This is a genomic window from Lutibacter flavus (assembly GCF_900188355.1).
In the GTDB taxonomy this organism is placed as follows: Bacteria; Bacteroidota; Bacteroidia; order Flavobacteriales; family Flavobacteriaceae; genus Lutibacter; species Lutibacter flavus.
In genome coordinates this window covers 52,779-73,389 of record NZ_FZNX01000002.1, presented here as the reverse complement: position 1 = coordinate 73,389, position 20,611 = coordinate 52,779, and the positions used below count along the sequence as shown (strand labels likewise).

The 20,611-nt window shown below is 29.1% G+C and carries 20 protein-coding genes and 1 tRNA gene; 17 read left to right on the top strand and 4 right to left on the bottom strand.

Going from position 1 to position 20,611, the window contains the following annotated elements:
- The first annotated feature begins 20 nt into the window (after nt 1-20).
- Genes CHB63_RS06545 through CHB63_RS06515 form a run of 7 tightly spaced genes read left to right on the top strand, consistent with a single transcriptional unit; the run spans nt 21 to nt 6,869 of the window.
- Entirely contained in the window at nt 21-2,762 is a 2,742-nt protein-coding gene (locus CHB63_RS06545; protein WP_089377659.1) for a PD-(D/E)XK nuclease family protein, read from the top strand.
- 1 nt (nt 2,763) lies between these two features.
- On the top strand, nt 2,764-3,612 hold the full coding sequence (locus tag CHB63_RS06540) for an alpha/beta hydrolase family protein (RefSeq protein WP_089377658.1): 849 nt from the start codon (nt 2,764-2,766) through the stop codon (nt 3,610-3,612).
- Nucleotides 3,612-4,121, top strand: a complete 510-nt coding sequence (locus CHB63_RS06535) for a GNAT family N-acetyltransferase (protein ID WP_089377657.1) — start codon at nt 3,612-3,614, stop codon at nt 4,119-4,121. Before CHB63_RS06540 ends, CHB63_RS06535 begins: the two co-directional genes overlap by 1 nt.
- On the top strand, nt 4,114-5,448 hold the full coding sequence (locus CHB63_RS06530) for an MATE family efflux transporter (RefSeq protein ID WP_089377656.1): 1,335 nt from the start codon (nt 4,114-4,116) through the stop codon (nt 5,446-5,448). The genes CHB63_RS06535 and CHB63_RS06530 overlap by 8 nt, the downstream gene beginning before the upstream one ends.
- Nucleotides 5,449-5,459: 11 nt before the next feature.
- Complete coding sequence (locus CHB63_RS06525; protein WP_089377655.1) at nt 5,460-6,215, top strand: enoyl-CoA hydratase/isomerase family protein; 756 nt, start codon at nt 5,460-5,462, stop codon at nt 6,213-6,215.
- A gap of 3 nt (nt 6,216-6,218) precedes the next feature.
- The gene (locus CHB63_RS06520) at nt 6,219-6,401 is read left to right on the top strand and encodes a hypothetical protein (RefSeq protein WP_089377654.1); all 183 of its coding nucleotides are present in this window, start codon (nt 6,219-6,221) and stop codon (nt 6,399-6,401) included.
- A gap of 15 nt (nt 6,402-6,416) precedes the next feature.
- Entirely contained in the window at nt 6,417-6,869 is a 453-nt protein-coding gene (locus CHB63_RS06515; RefSeq protein WP_089377653.1) for a 6-pyruvoyl trahydropterin synthase family protein, read from the top strand.
- Nucleotides 6,870-6,937: 68 nt separating this feature from the next.
- Here the strand turns inward: CHB63_RS06515 and pth are convergent, their stop codons facing one another.
- The 3 genes from pth to CHB63_RS06500 form a co-directional block, all read right to left on the bottom strand.
- Complete coding sequence (gene pth / locus CHB63_RS06510; RefSeq protein ID WP_089378113.1) at nt 6,938-7,504, bottom strand: aminoacyl-tRNA hydrolase; 567 nt, start codon at nt 7,502-7,504, stop codon at nt 6,938-6,940.
- A gap of 141 nt (nt 7,505-7,645) precedes the next feature.
- Nucleotides 7,646-8,281, bottom strand: a complete 636-nt coding sequence (locus CHB63_RS06505) for a 50S ribosomal protein L25/general stress protein Ctc (protein WP_089377652.1) — start codon at nt 8,279-8,281, stop codon at nt 7,646-7,648.
- Between the two features lie 19 nt (nt 8,282-8,300).
- The gene (locus CHB63_RS06500; RefSeq protein WP_089377651.1) at nt 8,301-9,242 is read right to left on the bottom strand and encodes a ribose-phosphate pyrophosphokinase; all 942 of its coding nucleotides are present in this window, start codon (nt 9,240-9,242) and stop codon (nt 8,301-8,303) included.
- 126 nt (nt 9,243-9,368) lie between these two features.
- Here CHB63_RS06500 and CHB63_RS06495 point away from each other — a divergent pair.
- Nucleotides 9,369-9,450, top strand: a tRNA-Leu gene (locus CHB63_RS06495).
- Nucleotides 9,451-9,745: 295 nt separating this feature from the next.
- On the opposite strand, the gene CHB63_RS17135 is transcribed toward CHB63_RS06495, so the two are convergent.
- A complete protein-coding gene (locus CHB63_RS17135; protein ID WP_176420287.1) occupies nt 9,746-9,901 on the bottom strand; it encodes a hypothetical protein in 156 nt (51 codons plus the stop codon).
- 229 nt (nt 9,902-10,130) lie between these two features.
- Between CHB63_RS17135 and CHB63_RS06490 the strand changes: the two genes are divergently transcribed.
- The 9 genes from CHB63_RS06490 (at nt 10,131) to CHB63_RS06455 (ending at nt 20,581) form a co-directional block, all read left to right on the top strand.
- Nucleotides 10,131-10,856 carry a LytR/AlgR family response regulator transcription factor gene (locus CHB63_RS06490; protein ID WP_089377650.1) on the top strand — a complete coding sequence of 242 codons (726 nt, stop codon included), beginning with the start codon at nt 10,131-10,133 and terminating at the stop codon, nt 10,854-10,856.
- 267 nt (nt 10,857-11,123) lie between these two features.
- Entirely contained in the window at nt 11,124-11,285 is a 162-nt protein-coding gene (locus CHB63_RS17130; protein WP_176420285.1) for a hypothetical protein, read from the top strand.
- 110 nt (nt 11,286-11,395) lie between these two features.
- The gene (locus CHB63_RS06485; RefSeq protein WP_141107276.1) at nt 11,396-13,432 is read left to right on the top strand and encodes a tetratricopeptide repeat-containing sensor histidine kinase; all 2,037 of its coding nucleotides are present in this window, start codon (nt 11,396-11,398) and stop codon (nt 13,430-13,432) included.
- A complete protein-coding gene (locus CHB63_RS06480) occupies nt 13,425-14,102 on the top strand; it encodes a response regulator (RefSeq protein WP_089378112.1) in 678 nt (225 codons plus the stop codon). The genes CHB63_RS06485 and CHB63_RS06480 overlap by 8 nt, the downstream gene beginning before the upstream one ends.
- A 297-nt stretch (nt 14,103-14,399) precedes the next feature.
- Nucleotides 14,400-16,346, top strand: coding sequence for a protein-disulfide reductase DsbD family protein (locus tag CHB63_RS06475; protein ID WP_089377648.1), 1,947 nt, complete (start codon nt 14,400-14,402; stop codon nt 16,344-16,346).
- A gap of 15 nt (nt 16,347-16,361) precedes the next feature.
- Entirely contained in the window at nt 16,362-17,849 is a 1,488-nt protein-coding gene (locus tag CHB63_RS06470) for an aminotransferase class V-fold PLP-dependent enzyme (RefSeq protein WP_089377647.1), read from the top strand.
- Nucleotides 17,850-17,897: 48 nt separating this feature from the next.
- Nucleotides 17,898-18,482, top strand: a complete 585-nt coding sequence (locus CHB63_RS06465; RefSeq protein WP_089377646.1) for a HupE/UreJ family protein — start codon at nt 17,898-17,900, stop codon at nt 18,480-18,482.
- Nucleotides 18,483-18,536: 54 nt separating this feature from the next.
- On the top strand, nt 18,537-18,959 hold the full coding sequence (locus CHB63_RS06460; protein ID WP_089377645.1) for a deoxycytidylate deaminase: 423 nt from the start codon (nt 18,537-18,539) through the stop codon (nt 18,957-18,959).
- A complete protein-coding gene (locus tag CHB63_RS06455; RefSeq protein WP_089377644.1) occupies nt 18,956-20,581 on the top strand; it encodes a S41 family peptidase in 1,626 nt (541 codons plus the stop codon). Before CHB63_RS06460 ends, CHB63_RS06455 begins: the two co-directional genes overlap by 4 nt.
- The last annotated feature ends 30 nt before the right edge of the window (nt 20,582-20,611 follow it).

Below are 20,611 nucleotides of genomic sequence, written 5' to 3'. Positions count from 1 at the left end.
TTATAGTTTATATAAATTATATGGAATCTTTTCTTTCGAAAGTTGTTGATGATGTTATCACGAAACATTCTAGTATAGAAAATCTTGTTTTTATACTTCCAAGTCAACGTGCATGTGTTTTTTTAAAGGAAGAAATAATAAATAAAACAACAGCTAGTTTATTTTTACCTAAAATAACAAGTATAGAAAATTACATTCAAGAATTGGCGGATATAAAATTAATAGACAACACCCAATTACTTTTTGAATTTTACAGCATTTATAAAGAAGTTTTATCAAAAGACAAGATTGAATCTTTTGAAATATTTTCACAATGGGCAACCATTGCTCTTCATGATTTTAACGAAATTGACAGTTATTTAGTAAATTCTGAAGATTTTTTTACGAATTTACGCGATGTAAAAAAATTAGATCAATGGTTCCAAGATAAGGAGCCGAGTACTTTAGCGTTAAATTATCTTCAGTTTTTTGAGCAATTAAATATTTTATATGATTCCCTTTATGAAAAACTAAAAAGTAACAAATTTGGCTATCAAGGATTAATCTATAAGGAGGCAACTGATAATTTAGAGTATTATATTAATAATATTGAAGATAAGCATATTGTTTTAGTTGGATTTAACGCATTAAATAAAGCAGAAGAATACATTTTTCAAGAGTTATTAAACACAAATTTAGCAACAATATATTGGGATGCTAGTGATGAAATTTGCAGCAATTCAAATGAAGCTGGCATTTTTTTAAGAAAATATAAAAGAGAATGGACTTATTATAAAACTCACCCTTTTTTATTGGTAGATATTAATTCAATTGAAAATAAAAATGTTGAATTTGTTGGAGCCCCAAAAAATATTACCCAAATTAAATATGCTGGTGAATTATTATCCACATTAGAAAATTATAATAAGACTGCTTTAGTACTGGCAGATGAAAATCTGCTAACATTAACATTAAACTCACTTCCAAATACAGTAAAAAACATAAATATTACCATGGGATATCCATTAAAAGATATTCCGGCTTCAAATTTATTCGAAAAGCTATTTAAACTTCATTTAAACCAACAAAAATTTAATAAGGCTAAAGAGGGGGTTTTTTACTTTAAAGACGTTTTAAACCTACTAAATGACCCTTTTTTGAATAAATTACAAGGGAATATTCTTCAAAAAATTATTGGAAATGTTAAAAGTGAAAACAGCATATTTTTATCCTTAAAAGAGATAAAAAAATTTATATCTGAGGAGGAAGTTAAAGAGATTTCAATATGCCTTTCTTTATTTAATTTTTCTTCAAATATTAATGTTATAATTAAACAATGCAGTAATTTAATAATTCAACTAAAAAATCATGTTGAAGGAGTGGATAAGGAATATTTGTATCGTTTTTATAAAGTTTTTCAACAATTAGAAACGTTAAACACTTCGTATAACCATATAACTGATTTAAAAACCCTAACTAGGTTTTATAATCAGATTTTACAAAACGAAAAATTGTCATTTCAAGGGGAGCCATTGCAAGGTTTACAATTAATGGGAATGCTGGAAACAAGGGTTTTAGATTTTGAAACGGTTATTATTACTTCTGTAAATGAAGGGATTTTACCTAGTGGAAAAAATGAAAATTCCTTTATTCCATTTGATGTGAAAAAGTATTTTGGCTTGCCTACTTATCAGGAAAAAGATGCCATTTTCTCATATCATTTTCAACGATTATTACAACGAGCTAAAAATGTATATTTAATTTATAATACAGAAACAGATGGATATGGTTCTGGAGAAAAAAGCCGTTTTTTAACTCAGTTAGAAATTAGTAATCCGCAAATAGTAAAAACAATTATTAGTCCGAAAGTAATACGTTTTAAGAATGATAAAATTCAAATTAAAAAAACTTCGGAGATTCTTCAAAAGTTAAAAGAGGTTTTTACAAAAGGAATTTCTCCTTCTGCATTGGCAACCTATATTTATAATCCTATTAGTTTTTATGAACAAAAAGTATTGGGTATTAGAGATGATAATGAGGTAGAAGAAACAATTGCCGCAAATACAATGGGATCTGTTATTCACGATGTTTTAGAGGAAATGTATAAGCCTTATGTAAATAAATTTGTATCAAAAGAAGCTGTTGCTGCAATGCAAAAAAACATTGAAAGATTACTAGTTAAGTTTTTTGAAAAGCATTATTTAAAAGGAAATATAAATACGGGAAAAAATAAATTAATTTTTGAAGTTTGTAAAAATCATATTAGTAGATTCTTAAAGCAAGAATTAAAACTTATAAATAAAAATAAGCAATTAAAAATAATAGCTTTAGAAAAAGAATTAAGAGTTGAAATTGCTATTGAAGGAGTTGATTTCCCTATTAAATTTAGGGGGATTGTTGATAGAATTGATCAATTAGATGGTGTAATCAGAATTATAGATTACAAAACAGGTAAAGTAGAATCGAAAGATTTAAAAATGTCTGATTTTAGTGTAATTAAAGAAGATTATAAATATACAAAAGCAATGCAAGTTATGTTGTATTCATATATGTATTCTAAAAATAATACAGCTACTTTAAGCCAATTAGAAAGCGGAATTATTTCTTTTAAAAATTTAAATTCCGGATTTTTAAAAATGAATTTTTCGGAAAAATTTAGAGGTGTTGACACCTCGGTTTCAGAAGAAAGAATGAACGATTTTATGCTTGAAATAAATAATTTAATTAAAGAAATTTTGAATCCGGAGATTCCTTTTATTCAAAACGAAAACTTACCATTTTAAAATGAACAGATTAACAAACCTAATAGTTAAGAGCAGCCACCATAACAAACCTATTTTAACAGATGTTTTTTATAAGAAAAACAAGACAAAAAAGCCAATAGTAATATTTTGCCATGGTTATAAAGGTTATAAAGATTGGGGCGCTTGGAATTTAGCAACTAAGGAATTTGCGAATAAAGACATATTTTTTGTAAAATTCAATTTTTCACATAATGGAGGTACGGTTAAAAACCCAATAGATTTTCCTGATTTGGAAGCTTTTGGTCAAAATAATTTTATTACTGAGCTAAATGATTTAGAAGATGTAATTGACTGGATTTTAAATAATTCAGAGTTTAAAAATGAAATTGACGCTAAAAATATCACCCTAATTGGGCATTCTCGTGGAGGAGGAATTGTTTCAATAAAAGCTTCAGAAAATAATAAAATATCAAAAGTTATTTCTTGGTCTGGTGTTTCTGATTATGGAGCTCGTTTTCCAAAAGGCGAGCAACTAGAACAATGGAAAAAAGCTGGGGTTTCATTTATAACCAATGCGAGAACAAAACAACAAATGCCTCATTATTTTCAATTTTATACAAGTTTTATAGAAAATGAGGAGCGATTAACAATTAAAAACGCTGTTTCTAATTTAAAAATACCGCATTTGATTGTTCATGGAACAGATGATACCGTTGTTTTGCCTTCCGAAGCTAAAAACATACACTCCTGGAATCCGGCAAGTAAATTGTTACTTATTGATCAAATGAATCATCCATTAGGGTGTACACAACCTTGGAAAGAATCTGATATGCCTATTCATTTAAAGGCAGTTGTTAAGCATAGTGTTGATTTTATATTAAATAATTAATGAATATAGAAAAAGCTTCAGAGATGAATATAGAACAACTTTTATCAATTACTAAAAGTTGCGCAAAACATATGATTGAAAATGGAATTTTTCAATGGAATGAATATTACCCATCAAAAGTAGTTTTATTAAATGATATTGGTTTAAATCAGTTATGGAAGTTAGTAAAAGGTAATTCAATTATTGGGTTAGTTGTACTCACAGAAGTTGAAGATAAGGAGTATAAAAATGTAAAATGGCTGACCGATAATGGAAATAGTTTATATGTTCATCGTTTGGCTGTACATCCTGATTTTCAAGGAATGGGTTGTGCTCAAAAACTAATGACTTTTGCAGAAAATTTAGCCAATGAAAAGAATTATAACTCTGTTAGATTGGATACATTTAGTCAAAATAAACGTAATTTAAAATTTTACCATCAACAAAATTATATAAAATTAGAACCGATTTATTTTCCAAATCAGAGTGAGTATCCTTTTTACTGTTTCGAGAAAGTTTTAAATGTATAAAGAATCTAATATTACCTTTAAAGGAATTAACAAACTTGCTATTCCGGCAATTATATCTGGAATTGCAGAACCTTTATTGTCAATTACTGATACGGCAATAGTTGGAAATATTCAAGATCATCCCACCGAAGCATTGGCAGCAGTTGGAATAGCGGGGTCATTTATATCAGCTTTAGTTTGGATTTTGGCGCAAACTCGTTCAGCTATCTCGGCAACAATAGGTAAATATTTAGGCGCAAAAAAATTAGATGAAATAGCAACATTACCAGCACAGATTATTGGAATAAATTTAGTTTTAAGTATTGTAATATATTTTGTAACTACATTTTTTGCAACGGAAATTTTTAAAATGTATAATGCTGATGGCCTAATTTTAAACTACGCTGTTGATTATTTTAAAATTAGAGCTATTGGATTTCCATTAACACTTTTTGTGTTTTCTTGTTTTGGAGTTTTTAGAGGTTTGCAAAATACATTCTGGCCAATGGTAATTAGTATTATTGGGGCGTTTTTAAATATAGGGTTAGATTTTGCCTTGGTTTATGGGATAGAAGGTTTTGTAAACCCAATGAATGTGAAAGGAGCCGCTTGGGCAAGTGTAATTTCACAAGGGGTAATGGCCACCTTATCTTTAATTTTATTATTGAAAAAAACGCCATTTAGTTTTAGGTTAAAACTTCCATTTAATAAAGAAATTAAAAACCTTCTTTCAATTAGTTTTAATTTAATAATAAGGGCTATTGCATTAAATATCGCACTTTATTTGGCAAATTCTTATGCAACAAAATATGGAGATAATTACATTGCGGCTCAAACTATTGCTTTTCAAATTTGGTTATTTTTCGCCTTTTTTATTGATGGATATTCCAGCGTTGGAAGCATTGTTTCCGGAAAGTTGCTCGGGGAAAGAAATTATCAGAATTTATGGGAGCTAAGCATTAAACTAAGTCGGTATTCAATTGTAATTGCTATTATTTTAGCGGCTTTTTGTGGTTTGTTTTATTTTGAAATTGGAAAACTTTTTTCACAAGACAAGCTAGTGCTTCAATCATTTTACAGTATTTTTTGGATTGTTATTTTAATGCAACCAATAAATGCCGTGGCTTTTGTTTTTGACGGTATTTTTAAAGGTTTGGCTGAAGCAGTGGTATTAAGAAACTTATTATTAATTGCCACATTCTTAGGATTTATTCCTACTCTTTTAATAGGTGATTTATTCAATTTAAAATTATACGCAATCTGGATAGCTTTTACAGTGTGGATGTTATTAAGATCCGGGATTTTAGTTGTAATATTTAGAAGAAAATATTTACATAAAAACACGTAACTTTGACCACTATGAGCAATGGAAGTCTATATACACATATTCAAAATAATATCGCAACTGTTGAGTTTTATCATCAGGCAAGTAATTCGTTTCCAAGTGAATTATTAGAAAGGTTAGCAAAAGAATTCAAAAAGCTGAGTGCTAATGATGATGTTAAGGTAATTATTTTGAAAAGTGAAAAAGATACTACTTTTTGTGCTGGAGCTTCATTTGATGAGCTTGTTGCAATTCAAGATTTAGAAGAAGGTAAACGTTTTTTTTCTGGGTTTGCTAATGTAATAAACGAAATGCGAAAGTGTTCAAAATTAATAATTGGTAGAATTCAAGGTAAAGCAGTTGGTGGTGGTGTTGGATTAGCTGCAGCTTGTGATTATTGTTTGGCTACTTTGCAAGCATCAATAAAACTATCAGAACTTACAATTGGTATTGGTCCATTTGTTATAGAGCCGGCTGTAAAACGAAAAATGGGTCTTGCTGCTTTTAGCGAATTAACATTAGATGCAACTAGTTGGCAAAATGCTTATTGGGCAAAAGAAAAAGGTTTGTATGCTAAAGTTTTTGAAACTATTAAGGAGTTAGATTTTGAAGTGGATGTATTAGCTAATAAGCTTTCGAAATATAATCCTGAAGCGTTAAAAGAACTTAAAAAAGCACTTTGGGAAGGTACAGATTATTGGGATGAATTATTAGTGAAAAGAGCGGAAATCAGCGGAAAATTGGTATTGTCTGATTTTACTAAAAATGCCCTTCTGAAATTTAAAAAATAGTGTATGATAGCCAATTTTATTTTATTATTACAACAAATTGATGTTCAGGAAAAAATAAAAAATGCCCCGGATAAAGGTTATGAAATTGGGGTGGTTATTGGAACTTACTTACCCTTTGTTTTGTTAGCTTTAGTTGCATATTTTGTGTATTATAAAGCTAAAAACAGAAAAGATTTAGAGGATTAATTTAGAATTAAAAAAATGAGCAATATTAGAATTACCAAGCAATTTGATTTTGAAACCGGACACGCGCTTTATGGTTATGATGGAAAATGTAAAAACGTTCACGGACATAGTTACAAGCTTTCTGTTACAGTAATTGGAACGCCAATAAGTGATTCTACAAATGTGAAATTTGGTATGGTGATTGACTTTGGGGACTTAAAAAAAATTGTTTTATCAGAAATTGTAGATAAGTTTGACCACGCTACTGTATTTAATAAAAACACACCTCATATTGAATTGGCAATTGAATTAGAAAAAAGAGGGCATAGTGTTATATTGGTTGATTACCAGCCAACTAGTGAAATGATGTTAATTGATTTTGCAGATAAAATTAAAAAGCGATTACCAGATAATATTAGTCTTCATTCACTTAAACTTCAAGAAACGGGGACCTCTCATGCAGAATGGTTTGCTTCAGACCAAGAATAGCCTATCTAAACCTTCCCTAAGAGAAGACTTGAAAAAAGTAGGATTCTTCCTTCAGGGGTTAGGGGGCTTTAGGTTCCATTAAAAGCATTCATTGTGTTGTTTAAACCAGCAGTTCCAAAAGATTTAATAAGTTCAATGGATTTATTTAACCGTTCAGGGAGTAGTTTATTTTCATCACTATCCCATTCTCCTAATACATAATCTACTTGCCTACCCTTTGAAAATTCTGAACCAACTCCAAATCTAAAACGGGGATATTGTTGTGTTTGTAAAACAGCATTTATATCTTTTAGACCATTATGGCCACCATCACTACCTTTTGGTTTTACTCTAATTGAACCAAAATCAAGATTTAAATCATCACAAATAACTAATAAATTTTCTAAAGGAATATTTTCTTTTGTTAGCCAATACTTAACAGATTTACCACTTAAATTCATGTAGGTTGAAGGTTTTAATAAAATAAAAGTTCTCCCTTTAAATCTAAATTTTGAAATGGCGCCTAATTTTTGACTTTCAAAAGTAATTTCTTCTTTTGTGGCTAATTCATCTAAAATTTTGAATCCAATATTATGGCGTGTATTTTCATATTTATCACCAATATTTCCTAAGCCAACAATTAAGAATTTTTTCATAATTTCTTCTTTAGATGCTGTTTCTTTTTTTGAACCGAATAAATTTTTAAAAAAATGCATTAGTTTCATAACGCAAAAGTACTAAAAAGAAAAAGCGTTGCAAATATGCAACGCTTTTTAAAATTTCAAGAATAAGTTGAATTATTCTGCAGCTGTTTCTTCAGTTGCTCCTTCTCCTTCTTCAGTTGCTCCTTCTTCACCCTCTTCATCTTCTTCATCTTCAGGCATAACTGCACTACGTGCAGTTCTAACTTGAACAACAACAGTATTTTCTGGATGTAAAATTGTAAATTTCTCGTCAGCTACATCAGTAACGATTAATTTCATTCCAATTTTTAATTTAGAAATATCTGCATTAATAAAGTCAGGCAAATCAGCTGGCAATGCTCTAACGCTTAATTTACGTTTTGCAAAACTTAAAGACCCACCATTAATTACTCCGGGAGATGTTCCAACTAATCTTACAGGAATATTCATTGTTACCATTTTATCATCAAATAATTGGTAAAAATCTACGTGTAAAATTTTGTCTGATACTGGGTGAAACTGAATATCTTGTAAAATTGCATGATATTTAGCTCCTTCTAATTCAATCGTTGCAGTATATACATTACCCGTATACACTAAATTTTTGAACGATGTTTCGTCAGCTGAAAAGTGTAATGGTTTATCCCCTCCGTATATAACGCAAGGTACCTTTCCAGCATTACGTAAGGCTTTAGTTGATACTTTGCCTACGCTTTCTCTTTGAGATCCTGAGATTGTAATTGATTTCATTTATCTATTTATTAATTATTTACATTAAAAATTGCCCACTTATAGACCTGTTGTCCTGCACTTTATGCATAACGTCTGCGAACAAAGGCGCGCAAGATACAACTTTTATTTTAGAACTCTTTCTTTTTAAAGGAATTGTATCCGAAACAATTAATTCTAAAAGTTTTGAGTTTTCAATTTTAGTATAAGCATCACTCGATAAAATGGGATGTGTACATACTGCACGCACACTTAAGGCTCCTTTTTCCATCATTAAATCAGCGGCTTTTGCTAAAGTCCCTCCAGTATCAATCATATCATCAACTAAAAACACATGACGTCCTTCAACTTCTCCTATTAATTCCATGGTGTCAATGACATTTGCTTTTAATCGTTGTTTATAACAAATAACTACTTCGCTTCCTAAATATTTTGAATAAGCATATGCACGTTTAGACCCCCCCATATCTGGAGATGCAACTGTTACATTTTCAAGTTTTAAATCTTTTAAATAAGGTAAAAATATAGTTGAGGCAAATAAGTGATCTACAGGTTTTTCAAAAAAACCTTGAATTTGGTCTGCGTGTAAATCCATAGTCATAATTCTAGTTGCTCCCGCAGCTTGAATTAAGTTTGCAACTAATTTAGCGCCAATTGCTACACGAGGTCTATCTTTTCTGTCCTGTCTTGCCCAACCAAAATATGGAATCACAGCAGTAATATGTCTTGCGGAAGCTCTTTTAGCAGCATCTAACATTAAAAGTAATTCCATTAAATTGTCTGAATTTGGAAAAGTAGATCCAATAATAAATACACGTCTACCTCTAACAGATTCTACTAAAGCTGGCTGAAATTCACCATCGCTAAAATTTGAAATTGTTACATTCCCTAAAGGGAGCCCATAGCTTTTTGCTATTTTTTCGGCCAATGCTGTACTTTGTCTACATGCAAAAATCTTTGGTGTTAGTTGACTGTTTCCCATTTTTTAGTTGTGTTGTTGTTTTGTTGTCCGCAAATTTAAAATTATTTATATAGTTATTAAACAACTTAGTGAAATATTTATGAATAAGATGAAAATTATTTATAAATTTGCAGTCCAATTCAAAATGCCCCGATGGCGGAACTGGTAGACGCGCTGGATTCAAAATCCAGTTCTTTCGGGAGTGTGGGTTCGATTCCCACTCGGGGTACTTTATTAAAATCGTAAATATCTTATTTTTAAGTGTTTACGATTTTTTTATTTACCCTCACTAAAAATTGATTAAATTTTTTTCTACAAAATCTAAAAAATTCCATAATAAAATATAAAATTTGAGAAGTGATCAACTTAGATTTAACTACGCTAAATTAAGATTTAGCGTGAAAAAAGATATTATAAGGAAGTTAGATAGGGGATACCATTAAAAATACCCTACTAAATAGGGTCTGACAATGGTTTTAATGAATAGAAATTCGAAATAATTGTGAATTTAAAAGGAGTTAATTTTAGTCAATTCCTAATCTTTCAAATAATCCTTGAATATCTTTTGGATAATTTTTGTTTTGTTGATTAATATTATAGTCTGAAGGAATATTGTTAGTTTCTTCAGTTTTTGTATTAACTTTATTTTGATTAAGTTTTTTATTCATCTTCTTGCTCATTTATGGTTTTTTTAACTAACACTGTTAGGTTTTTTATTTATTTAACTACCAAATTATTAACTAGTTAATAAAATATTTAGTGAACATTCCTAGTTAAAAGAATAATTATAAAATTAATATAATTAAACTATAAAATATCTTGATAATCCATAAAAAAAGAAAGGGAAAACCCTACATATTTTACAAAAAACTTTAGTATTTTCACGAAAACTAATATTCTCAATTTCATATGCGAAGCTATCTAATTATAGATAATGACTCTATTTCTGTTCAAAACATAAAGAATGTTTTGAAAGATTATAATGAATTTAATTGCATAGGTGTAACAAGTAATTATAGCGTTGCTATGAATATTATTTTAAAAGAAATACCAGATTTGGTGTTTTTTAATATTGACAATGTTATTGAGAATTCCTTTGAATTTATACAAGAATTAAACTTGTTTAATGATGATTTTCCAGTTTTTATAGCTATTTCTTCTTCAAAAAAAATGGCCTATGAAGTTATAAAACATGGTTTTTTCGATTTTTTATTAACGCCTTTAAAGGAGTTGGAGACTCGTAAATCTGTACTTAAGCTGTTAAAGAAAATTCCTGCACAATCAAGAAAAAACATCTGTTTGAAATCTTATAAAGATTACCAATATTTAAAAACCGATGAAATCCTTTATTTAAAAGCAGATAATAATGCTACAGATTTTCATATGTTTGATGGCCAAATTATAAGTGCCTATAAAACCCTTAAGACTTTTGAAAGTATACTTCCTAATAATTTTCATAGAATTCATAAAAGTTATATAATTAATAAAAATTTTGTTTCTAGAATTCAATTTGGAAAATTTACGTGTACAATTAAAAGAAATAGATTTGAAGTCCCTTTTACAAAAACATACATAGATAATATAGAAAGTATGAATAAGGACTTAGCGGAATATTCTTATCAATCATTCAGTTAGTTTTATCTAATAAACGGCATCTTTTTATATATAAAACGCACTTTTTAAAAAATTTCAAATAATTTTTCACTAACAAAAGGGTATGCTTCACATTTAGAATACCCCATTTGACTAATAATAGGTTAAATCATTAGTTCAACTTGCTTTTACAAAGTACTTTAGCAAAGAATTTAGTGCAAGAGATTATTAGTTATTTGATAATTAATAAATCTATAAAATTTAAAATATTAATAAAAACATATAAACAAATTTTAAAGTTATCCCATTATGAAATCAATTAAATACATTTTCGCATTCACATTTTTATCTATTTTTTTAACTGCTTGTTCGGCTACTGCAACTGCTGATGATGATGAAATATACGTACAAGAACAAGTTCAATTTACTGGAGGTGATACTGCTGCTGAGATTAATACAAATAGAGATTAATTTAAAAGTTTCTAAACATAATATATTTTAAGCCTTAAACATTGTTTAAGGCTTTTTTAGTAGCTTTGTTTTTCATAAAATAAATATTGAAGACTTCTTTTTTAAATTTAGTGGGATTAATAATTTCTGTTTACCTTTTATTTTCTTTTGCAAGTTGTGAAAAGGAAGGTTTAAACGGAACGTTAGTCAATACTTCAATTACATCAAAAAACGATAGTGTAACCTATTGGTTTAACCAATCTAAAAGCAATAAATTAACTTTAGACGAGCGAAAAGGTGCTTTAAATAAAGCATATAATGCAGTTAATTCAAAATTGGCAGATTCCATTCGTTTAAACTATTTTTCTAAAATAGCTTATGAAGCAGAGAGGTTGAATAGTTATGAGTTTTTTAAAAAAGCGAACTTTAAAAATTTAGCCCTTGCTAAAAAGGTTAATAATAAATTAGAAAGTGGCCTTGCACATTGGAATTATGGGGCATACTATTCAAAAAAAGAAAAAATTGATAGTGCTTATTACCATTTTCATAAGGCCTATGAAGATTTTAAATCAGTAAATAACGAAAAATATACAGCAAGAATGTTGTATAATTTGGGTTATATTCAAGGGAAGATTAAAGATTATACCGGAAGTGAAATCTCTTTATATGAAGCCATTGCTATTTATAAAAAACTAAAGCTATATGAGGATTTATATGAATGCTATAATTATTTAGGGTTAATTTATATGGAATTAGAAGAGTTTGATATGGCTATTTATTACCAAAATGAAGCTTTAAATTATTTAGAGAAAGTTGAAAATAAAAAACTTTTTAAAGAGTTTAGTTTAAATAATTTAGGACTTATTTTAAGTAAACAAAGAAAGTATAAAGAATCCTTAGAGTATTTTAGCAAAGCGCTAAATGATAATAACTTAAAAAATAAAAACATGGAACTTTACGCTATGTTGATGGATAATATCGCTTATACTAAGTTTTTGCAGCGGGACACGTTAAACATAGAGGTGGAATTAAATCGAGCTCATGATATTCGGGATAGTCTACAAAAATTCTCAGGGGTAGTAGTTAGTAAGCGTCATTTATCAGAGTATAAAGCCTTTCAAAAAGACACAATAAGCGCTTTAAATTATTTATCAGAGGCATATAATTTAGCAGGTCAAGTTGACAATAATCGAGATAAGTTAGCGACACTTTTACTACTTTCAAAAATAGATCAAAAAAATTCTAATAAGTATTTGAAGGAATATGTTCATTTAAATGACAGTCTTCAAATAGCCGATCGTAAAACAAGAAATAAATTTACCAGAATTCGCTTTGAAACTGATGAATACATAGAGGAAACCGAGAAGCTTTCCGAGCAAAATCTATTAATTACACTAGGAGCGTTTTTTACAATTTTAATTCTTTCTTTGGCTTATTTTTTAAGAGTTCAAAGTAATAAAAATAAAGAATTACGTTTTGAAAAAGAACAACAAAAGACCAACCAAGAGATTTTTTCTTTAATGTTAAAGCAACAGTCTAAAATGGAAGAAGGCCGTTTAAATGAGCGTCATAGAATTTCAGAAGATTTGCATGATGGTGTATTAGGAAAGATTTTTGGAACAAGATTAGGATTAGGGTTTTTAAATATAACAGGTGATGAAGCGACAATAAAAAAGCATCAACTATATATAGATGAACTTCAAAATATTGAAAAAGAAATTAGAACAATTTCTCATGAATTAAAGAGCGAAATTTTGTCATCAAAGGAAAATTTCTTAAGAATTATAAAAGATTTAATAGAAAAAAGGAGTAATTTAGGACAATTCGAGTATGAATTTAATTATGATCAAGAAATTAATTGGAATTACATAAACGACGAAATAAAAATTCATATATATAGAATTATTCAAGAAGCATTACAGAACATAATTAAATATGCCAAAGCAACAAATGTTGAAATTAGGATAGATAAAGAAAATGACAATCTTAATTTATTTATAAAAGATAATGGTTGTGGTTTTAATGTTCAGGATAAAAGAAAAGGAATTGGACTTAAAAATATGAAATCAAGGGCAGAAAAAATTGAAGGAATATTTAAAGTTAGCTCTGTAATTGGTAGCGGAACTACTATTTATATTACCTGTCCCATAAATGAAAATTATGAATAAAATTTACAATGTATTACTAATTGACGATCATCCGATAATTTCGGATGCTTATAAAAGTGCATTTGATTTTATAAGCTCTGAAAATAGTGAATTGAATTTTAATGTTGCTGTTGCTGTTGATTGTGATGAAGCCGATAAACAAATAATAGAAGCTTCAACTAAAAATGGAATTGATATTGTTTTTTTAGATATTTCATTACCACCATCTAAAGATGGGAAGTTGTTATCAGGTGAAGATGTTGGGATAAAAATGAGACAATTACTTCCAAAATGTAAAATTATTGTTGCTACTACATTTAATGACAATTATAGAATTCAAGTAATTTTAAAAAATGTAAATCCAGACGGGTTTTTAATTAAAAATGACATTGATAAAAATGAATTAGTTAAATCCATAAAATCCATAATGGATAATACTCCTTACTATAGTAAATCGGTATTAGAATTATTTAGAAAGCAAAACTCCATTGATTATAGATTAGATAAAATTGACAGGCAGTTATTATATGAGCTGTCAATAGGAACAAAAATGAAAGATCTTCCTAAAATTATTCCTATGTCAATGGCTGGTCTTGAAAAAAGGAAAAAAAATCTTAAAGAGTTATTTGTTATACAAGATAATGATGATAGGGAGTTGATTTTAAAAGCAAAAGAAAAAGGGTTTATTTAATTATAAACCCTTTTTAACTATAAAAATGTCTCTGGGGTTGATTGTTTTGTTTTTATAGTCAAATCAAATATATAATAATTTTCAACATTCAATTTTTTTTTCTCTTTTAATTTAACTAATACCTAAAAGTTTATGGAAACGGCGTAATATTGGTAAGGGAAAAACATATTTTATATGAGCCCGTTTACATTATGAAAACTTTAACATAATGAAATAGGGGAATTAAGGGTTGATTCCGACTTAATGATAATTATTGTTTAATTTTGAAAATTAAAATAAAAAGAAAATCCCTGTAATATGAAAAACATTCTTTTATTTCTTACACTTTTTATTACAAGTTTAAGTATAACCTCTCAAATTCATGACCCTGTAAAATGGTCTACTTCAGTAAAAAAAATATCTGATACAGAATTTGAGTTATTAGTAAATGCTGCTATTGAAGAAAACTGGCATCTATATTCTCAGGGTGTTCCGGAAGATGGACCAATACCAACAACTTTTGTTTTTGAAAAAACAGATGATTTTGAGTTAGTTGGGGATGCTTCAGAAGAAGAAGGACATACAGTAGATGACCCTGTTTTTGGAATGAAAATAAAATATTTTGAACACAATGCATCTTTTAAGCAACGGATTAAATTAAATTCAGCCAAAAATATAAACATTAAAGGTTTTGTGGAATTTATGGTGTGTGATGATTCTAATTGTTTACCACCAACAGAAGTTGATTTAGAATTTATAATTAAAGGGGATAAATCCAGTTCTGTAGTTTCTTCAGTTGAAAATTCAAAAAAAAGTAATAAATCTTCAGATAAAAGTTTACTTACAATATTTATAATAGCGTTCTTATCTGGGTTTGCAGCATTGTTAACGCCATGTGTTTTTCCAATGATACCAATGACAGTTAGTTTTTTTACAAAACAAAGTAAAAGTAAAGCTGCAGGTATTAGAAACGCCATAATTTACGGGCTTTCTATTGTTATAATTTATGTAGTTTTAGGATTATTGGTGAGTGCAATTTTTGGCGCAGATGCTTTAAACGCTCTATCAACAAATGTGTGGTTTAATATTATTTTCTTTTTATTATTAATAATTTTTGCAGTTTCATTTTTAGGTGCTTTTGAAATTGTTTTGCCAAGTTCTTGGGGGACAAAAGTTGACGAACAAGCGGATAGAGGAGGTATTATTGGAATATTTTTTATGGCATTAGCCTTAGCAATAGTTTCATTTTCTTGTACGGGTCCAATTGTGGGTACTTTGTTGGTTGAAGCTGCTGCAGGTGGAAATCAAATAGGTCCAATTGTTGGGATGCTTGGATTTTCATTAGCATTAGCTATTCCATTTGCGTTGTTTGCAGCATTTCCAGGTTGGTTAAATTCACTACCAAAATCGGGAGGTTGGTTAAATACAGTAAAAGTAGTTTTAGGGTTTTTGGAATTGGCACTTGCATTTAAATTCTTATCAAATGCCGATTTAGTATTGCAATTACATTGGTTAGAACGCGAGGTTTTCTTATCTATTTGGATAGCGATTTTTGGAGTACTGGCACTCTATTTATTTGGAAAAATACAATTACCACATGATTCTCCTTTAACTCATATTTCAGTTGGTAGATTAAGTTTAGGTTTAATTACTTTAGCTTTTACAATTTATATGATTCCAGGGCTTTGGGGAGCGCCATTGAACTTAATTAGTGCTTTCCCACCAGCTCAACATTATAGCGAATCTCCTTATGGAGTTGGGTTCTCAAAATTAGGTGGAAGTACGAATGGAAATCATGATGATATTCCTGAGGGAGCGCATTTGATGGCTCCACATAATATTTTAGCTTTTAATGATTATGATTTAGGTTTGGCATATGCCAAAAAAGTAAATAAACCTGTAATGATTGATTTTACAGGTCACGCTTGTGTAAATTGTAGAAAAATGGAACAAAATGTTTGGGCTAAAGACAAAATTTTGCCAATTCTTAAAAATGATGTGGTTTTAATTTCTTTGTATGTTGATGATAAAAGGAAATTAAAGCCTGGAGAAGAGATGGATTCAAAACTTCGTCCTGGTAAAAAACTGAAATATATTGGCCAGAAATGGAGTGAATTTCAAACGATTAAATATGGTGCAAATGCACAACCATTTTATGTGCTAATGGATCATAATGAAGATAACTTAATCGATCCGGTAGCGTATACTCCAGACGTTGATGAATATTATAATTGGTTGAAAAAAGGAATAGCAAATTTTAATTAAATCAAAAGTATTTTAATGAATTCAGTAAATAATTCTACAGACTTGGAAACCTATTTTCAGCAATTTAGAAAACATATTGTTGGGGTGAATCAAACCTTTCAATCTCCATATGGAGAAAAAGAAATTATTTATACTGATTGGACAGCAAGCGGACGATTATATAGGCCTATTGAAGATAAAATTGTGAATGAATTTGGTCCTTTTGTGGCCAATACCCATACCGAAACTTCAATAACGGGCTCTGCAATGACTATGGCATATCATAAAGCCAGAAATATTATTAAAAACCACGTAAATGCAACCAAAGATGATGTTTTAATTACATCTGGTACAGGAATGACCGGTGTTGTAAATAAGCTGCAACGTATTTTAGGGTTAAAGGTTGCTGAAAATTTAAAAGAACATACAAATATTCCAGATGAACTAAAACCTATTGTTTTTATTTCGCATATGGAGCATCATTCTAATCAAACTTCCTGGTTAGAAACTATTGCCAATGTTGAAATAATTCCTTGTGAGGAATCAGGTCTTATTTGCTTTGAAAGTTTTGAAAAGTTATTAATTCAATATAAAGACAGACCCATTAAAATAGCTTCTATAACGTCATGTTCAAATGTGACAGGAATTAGAACGGATTATCATAAAATTTCAAAAATGATTCACCAATATGGTGGGCTTTGTTTTGTTGATTTTGCTTGTTCTGCACCTTATGTACACATTGATATGCATCCAAAAGATGAAGAAAGTTATCTAGATGCAATTTTCTTTTCACCACATAAGTTTTTAGGTGGTCCAGGAACATCTGGTGTGCTAATTTTCAATAAAAAACTATATAAAAATATAGTTCCTGACAATCCGGGAGGTGGTACTGTTAATTATACAAACCCTTGGGGAGATCACGATTATATAGATGATATTGAAACCAGAGAAGATGGTGGTACACCTGGGTTTTTGCAAACCATTAGAATTGCTTTATCAATTCAGCTTAAAGAACAAATGGGTGTTGGAAATATACTGGCACGTGAACATGAAATAAATAACATAGTTTTTAAGGAGCTTTCAAAAATTTCAAATCTTAAAATTTTAGCTCCTCAACATACAGATAGGTTAGGGGTTTTTTCTTTTTATATTAAAGAGGTGCATTTTAATTTAATTGTTAAATTATTAAATGATCGTTTTGGAGTTCAAACTCGTGGAGGTTGTTCGTGCGCAGGTACTTACGGCCACTTTTTATTACATGTTGATCAGCATACTTCAAAAAATATTGAAAAACAAATTATTGAAGGTTGTTTAACAGAGCGTCCTGGATGGGTGCGAATGTCTATTCATCCAACAATGACTAATAAAGAAGTTTTATTTGTTTGTGAAAGCATAAGACAAGTGGCTGAAAATTGGAAAGAGTGGGGAAAAGATTACGATTACAATGCAATAAAAAATGAATTTATTCACAAAACAGCAAATGCTATTGAAAAATCCCTTGTAAATAATTGGTTTAAGCAATAATTTGAGGGTAAAGTTTTTTATATTTGAGTTCTTAAATAGTAGGTATTAATGGACAATTTTATATTTTTTGGTAGAGAAGGTTTATTTCATGTGTTGGATTGGAATGCATACGACCATATCTTATTTTTAATCGCATTAGCAGTTGTTTACGATTTTGGAAATTGGAAAAAAGTAATATGGCTGATTTCACTTTTTACTTTAGGGCACACACTTTCATTAATATTAGCAGCCTATAAAATAGTTTCGGTTGATACTAAATGGATTGAATTTTTAATTCCTGTTACAATTATTATAACTGCACTATTTAATATTTTATATGTTCGTAAAAGTACAAAACAATTAAAAACGAATACAAATTTAATTTTTGCACTTTTTTTTGGTCTAATTCACGGACTTGGATTTTCTAGTTATTTTAAAATTTTAATTGGCAATTCAACAAATAAATTATTGCCGCTATTAGAATTTGCATTAGGAGTTGAATTAGCTCAGATAATAATTGTACTAATTATATTAATTTTAGGCTTTATTTTTCAAACTATTTTCAGATTTTCCAAACGCGATTGGGTTATTATTATATCGTCTATTGTTATTGGCGTAGTTTTACCAATATTAAAATCTGCTATTTTTTGGTAAAATTTTAACTTAAGAGTATTGAGAATCTTTTTACTTTCGTAATTATCATAATAAATGAATAAAAAACAATTAAAATACGATCAGGCCTATATGAGAATGGCCTTAGAATGGGCTAAATTATCGTATTGTGAACGCAAACAAGTTGGTGCATTAATTGTAAAGGGTAGAATGATAATTTCTGATGGGTTTAATGGAACTCCAACAGGATTTGAAAATTGTTGTGAAGAATTAGGAGATACAAAATGGTATGTTTTACACGCTGAAGCCAATGCAATATTAAAAGTTGCAAGTTCAACACAATCTTGTAAAAATTCTACGTTATATATTACATTATCACCTTGTAAAGAATGCAGTAAATTAATACATCAATCAGGTATAAAACGTGTTGTTTATGCCAATCAATATAAAGATACTTCTGGTTTAGAGTTTTTGGAAAAAGCTGGGGTTGAATTAACATATCTTAATGATTTAAAATGATAAAAGGAAAAGCAAATTTGCCACTATTTATTGGTTTGGCAGTGGCTGTTGGAATACTAATTGGTAGTTCATTTAACTTTAAAAACAAAGCTGTTTTATTTAGTTCAAATACGAATGAAGCTAAAATAAAACGTTTAATAAATTATATACAGTATGATTATGTAGATAAAGTAAATACTGATAGTTTGTTAGATGACGCAATTACAAATATGTTGATAAAATTGGATCCGCATTCTGTTTATATTCCAAAGGAAGATTTAAAACAGGTAACCGAAAATATGCAAGGAAAATTTGTTGGTATAGGAGTTTCTTTTTTAATGCATGAAGATTCGGTAGCAATAACAGGTGTTATAAAAGGGGGGCCAAGTTATAAGGCTGGAATAAAAGCAGGAGATAGAATTATTATTGCCGATAATGATACTTTGTTTGGTGAAAGTATTGAAAGAAAAGCAGGTGTTAAAGAGATTGAGAAAGGAACAATTTTAGGAAATAGAAAAATTTCTGATGCAGTTATGAAATCTCTAAAAGGGGAGGCAGAAACAAATGTGTTGGTTTCAGTTTATAGACGATCTACAGATGAAATTATTGAAATTCCAATCGATAGAGATGAGGTTCCAATTAAGAGTGTACCAGGTTATTATATGATTAATAGAACGTTAGGTTACATAAATATAGACCGTTTTGCAAGAACAACGTATCTGGAATTTAAGTTAGCACTTAATGAATTAAAATATAAAGGAATGACTTCCTTAGTATTAGATTTAAGAGGGAATCCAGGAGGTTTTATGGATATTGCTAATGATATTATTGATGAATTTCTAGAGGATGGAAAATTGATTGTTTTCACTAAAAATAAAAATGGTGAAGTAGATAAATCTTTTGCAACTGATGAAGGTGATTTTGAAGAAGGAAAAGTATTTGTTTTGATTGATCAAAATTCAGCCTCAGCAAGTGAAATTGTTGCTGGAGCGTTACAAGATAATGATAAAGGAACTATTGTTGGACGTCGTTCTTTTGGTAAAGGACTTGTTCAGCAGGAAATGGATTTAGGAGATGGTTCAGCAGTTAGATTAACAACATCAAGATATTATACTCCAACTGGAAGATCTATTCAAAAACCATATAATCACAATGGAAATAAGAAATACGGAAATGATTATTTAAACAGGATACATAGTGGGGAGCTTATTTCAAAGGATAGTATTAAAGTTATTGATTCCTTAAAATACACCACGCCTAAGGGGAAAACAGTATATGGTGGTGGAGGAATAATTCCAGACGTATTTGTTCCATTAGATACAACTCGTACTTATAATAATCGTCTTTATAGAGGGTTAAATAGTTTTGTTTTTAAATATGTAGATACTCACAGGGAAGAATTAAATAAATGGAAATTAGAGGATTTTGTTGATAATTTTGATAAAGATGATAAAATATTTAATCAGTACTTAGAAGAATTAGATTTAAATATTCCTTTAGGACCAAATTCAAGAGAAGATTTAGAAAGATATTTTAAAGCCTTTTTTGCACGTGATTTATTTGATCAAACAGGTTATTTTATGATTACTCAAAAGAAAGATAATATGATTTTAAAAGTTATTGAATTAGATAGTAAAAATTAAACCTTTTATCTAATAGGAACTTATATGTAT

Excerpts from the sequence above, each read along its gene's own strand:
- CHB63_RS06545 (WP_089377659.1), top strand. The coding sequence starts at position 21 with ATGGAATCTTTTCTTTCGAAAGTTGTTGATGATGTTATCACGAAACAT.
- CHB63_RS06540 (WP_089377658.1), top strand. The coding sequence starts at position 2,764 with ATGAACAGATTAACAAACCTAATAGTTAAGAGCAGCCACCATAACAAA.
- CHB63_RS06535 (WP_089377657.1), top strand. The coding sequence starts at position 3,612 with ATGAATATAGAAAAAGCTTCAGAGATGAATATAGAACAACTTTTATCA.
- CHB63_RS06530 (WP_089377656.1), top strand. The coding sequence starts at position 4,114 with ATGTATAAAGAATCTAATATTACCTTTAAAGGAATTAACAAACTTGCT.
- CHB63_RS06525 (WP_089377655.1), top strand. The coding sequence starts at position 5,460 with ATGAGCAATGGAAGTCTATATACACATATTCAAAATAATATCGCAACT.
- CHB63_RS06520 (WP_089377654.1), top strand. The coding sequence starts at position 6,219 with ATGATAGCCAATTTTATTTTATTATTACAACAAATTGATGTTCAGGAA.
- CHB63_RS06515 (WP_089377653.1), top strand. The coding sequence starts at position 6,417 with ATGAGCAATATTAGAATTACCAAGCAATTTGATTTTGAAACCGGACAC.
- pth (WP_089378113.1), bottom strand. The coding sequence starts at position 7,504 with ATGAAAAAATTCTTAATTGTTGGCTTAGGAAATATTGGTGATAAATAT.
- CHB63_RS06505 (WP_089377652.1), bottom strand. The coding sequence starts at position 8,281 with ATGAAATCAATTACAATCTCAGGATCTCAAAGAGAAAGCGTAGGCAAA.
- CHB63_RS06500 (WP_089377651.1), bottom strand. The coding sequence starts at position 9,242 with ATGGGAAACAGTCAACTAACACCAAAGATTTTTGCATGTAGACAAAGT.
- CHB63_RS17135 (WP_176420287.1), bottom strand. The coding sequence starts at position 9,901 with ATGAGCAAGAAGATGAATAAAAAACTTAATCAAAATAAAGTTAATACA.
- CHB63_RS06490 (WP_089377650.1), top strand. The coding sequence starts at position 10,131 with ATGCGAAGCTATCTAATTATAGATAATGACTCTATTTCTGTTCAAAAC.
- CHB63_RS17130 (WP_176420285.1), top strand. The coding sequence starts at position 11,124 with ATGAAATCAATTAAATACATTTTCGCATTCACATTTTTATCTATTTTT.
- CHB63_RS06480 (WP_089378112.1), top strand. The coding sequence starts at position 13,425 with ATGAATAAAATTTACAATGTATTACTAATTGACGATCATCCGATAATT.
- CHB63_RS06475 (WP_089377648.1), top strand. The coding sequence starts at position 14,400 with ATGAAAAACATTCTTTTATTTCTTACACTTTTTATTACAAGTTTAAGT.
- CHB63_RS06470 (WP_089377647.1), top strand. The coding sequence starts at position 16,362 with ATGAATTCAGTAAATAATTCTACAGACTTGGAAACCTATTTTCAGCAA.
- CHB63_RS06465 (WP_089377646.1), top strand. The coding sequence starts at position 17,898 with ATGGACAATTTTATATTTTTTGGTAGAGAAGGTTTATTTCATGTGTTG.
- CHB63_RS06460 (WP_089377645.1), top strand. The coding sequence starts at position 18,537 with ATGAATAAAAAACAATTAAAATACGATCAGGCCTATATGAGAATGGCC.
- CHB63_RS06455 (WP_089377644.1), top strand. The coding sequence starts at position 18,956 with ATGATAAAAGGAAAAGCAAATTTGCCACTATTTATTGGTTTGGCAGTG.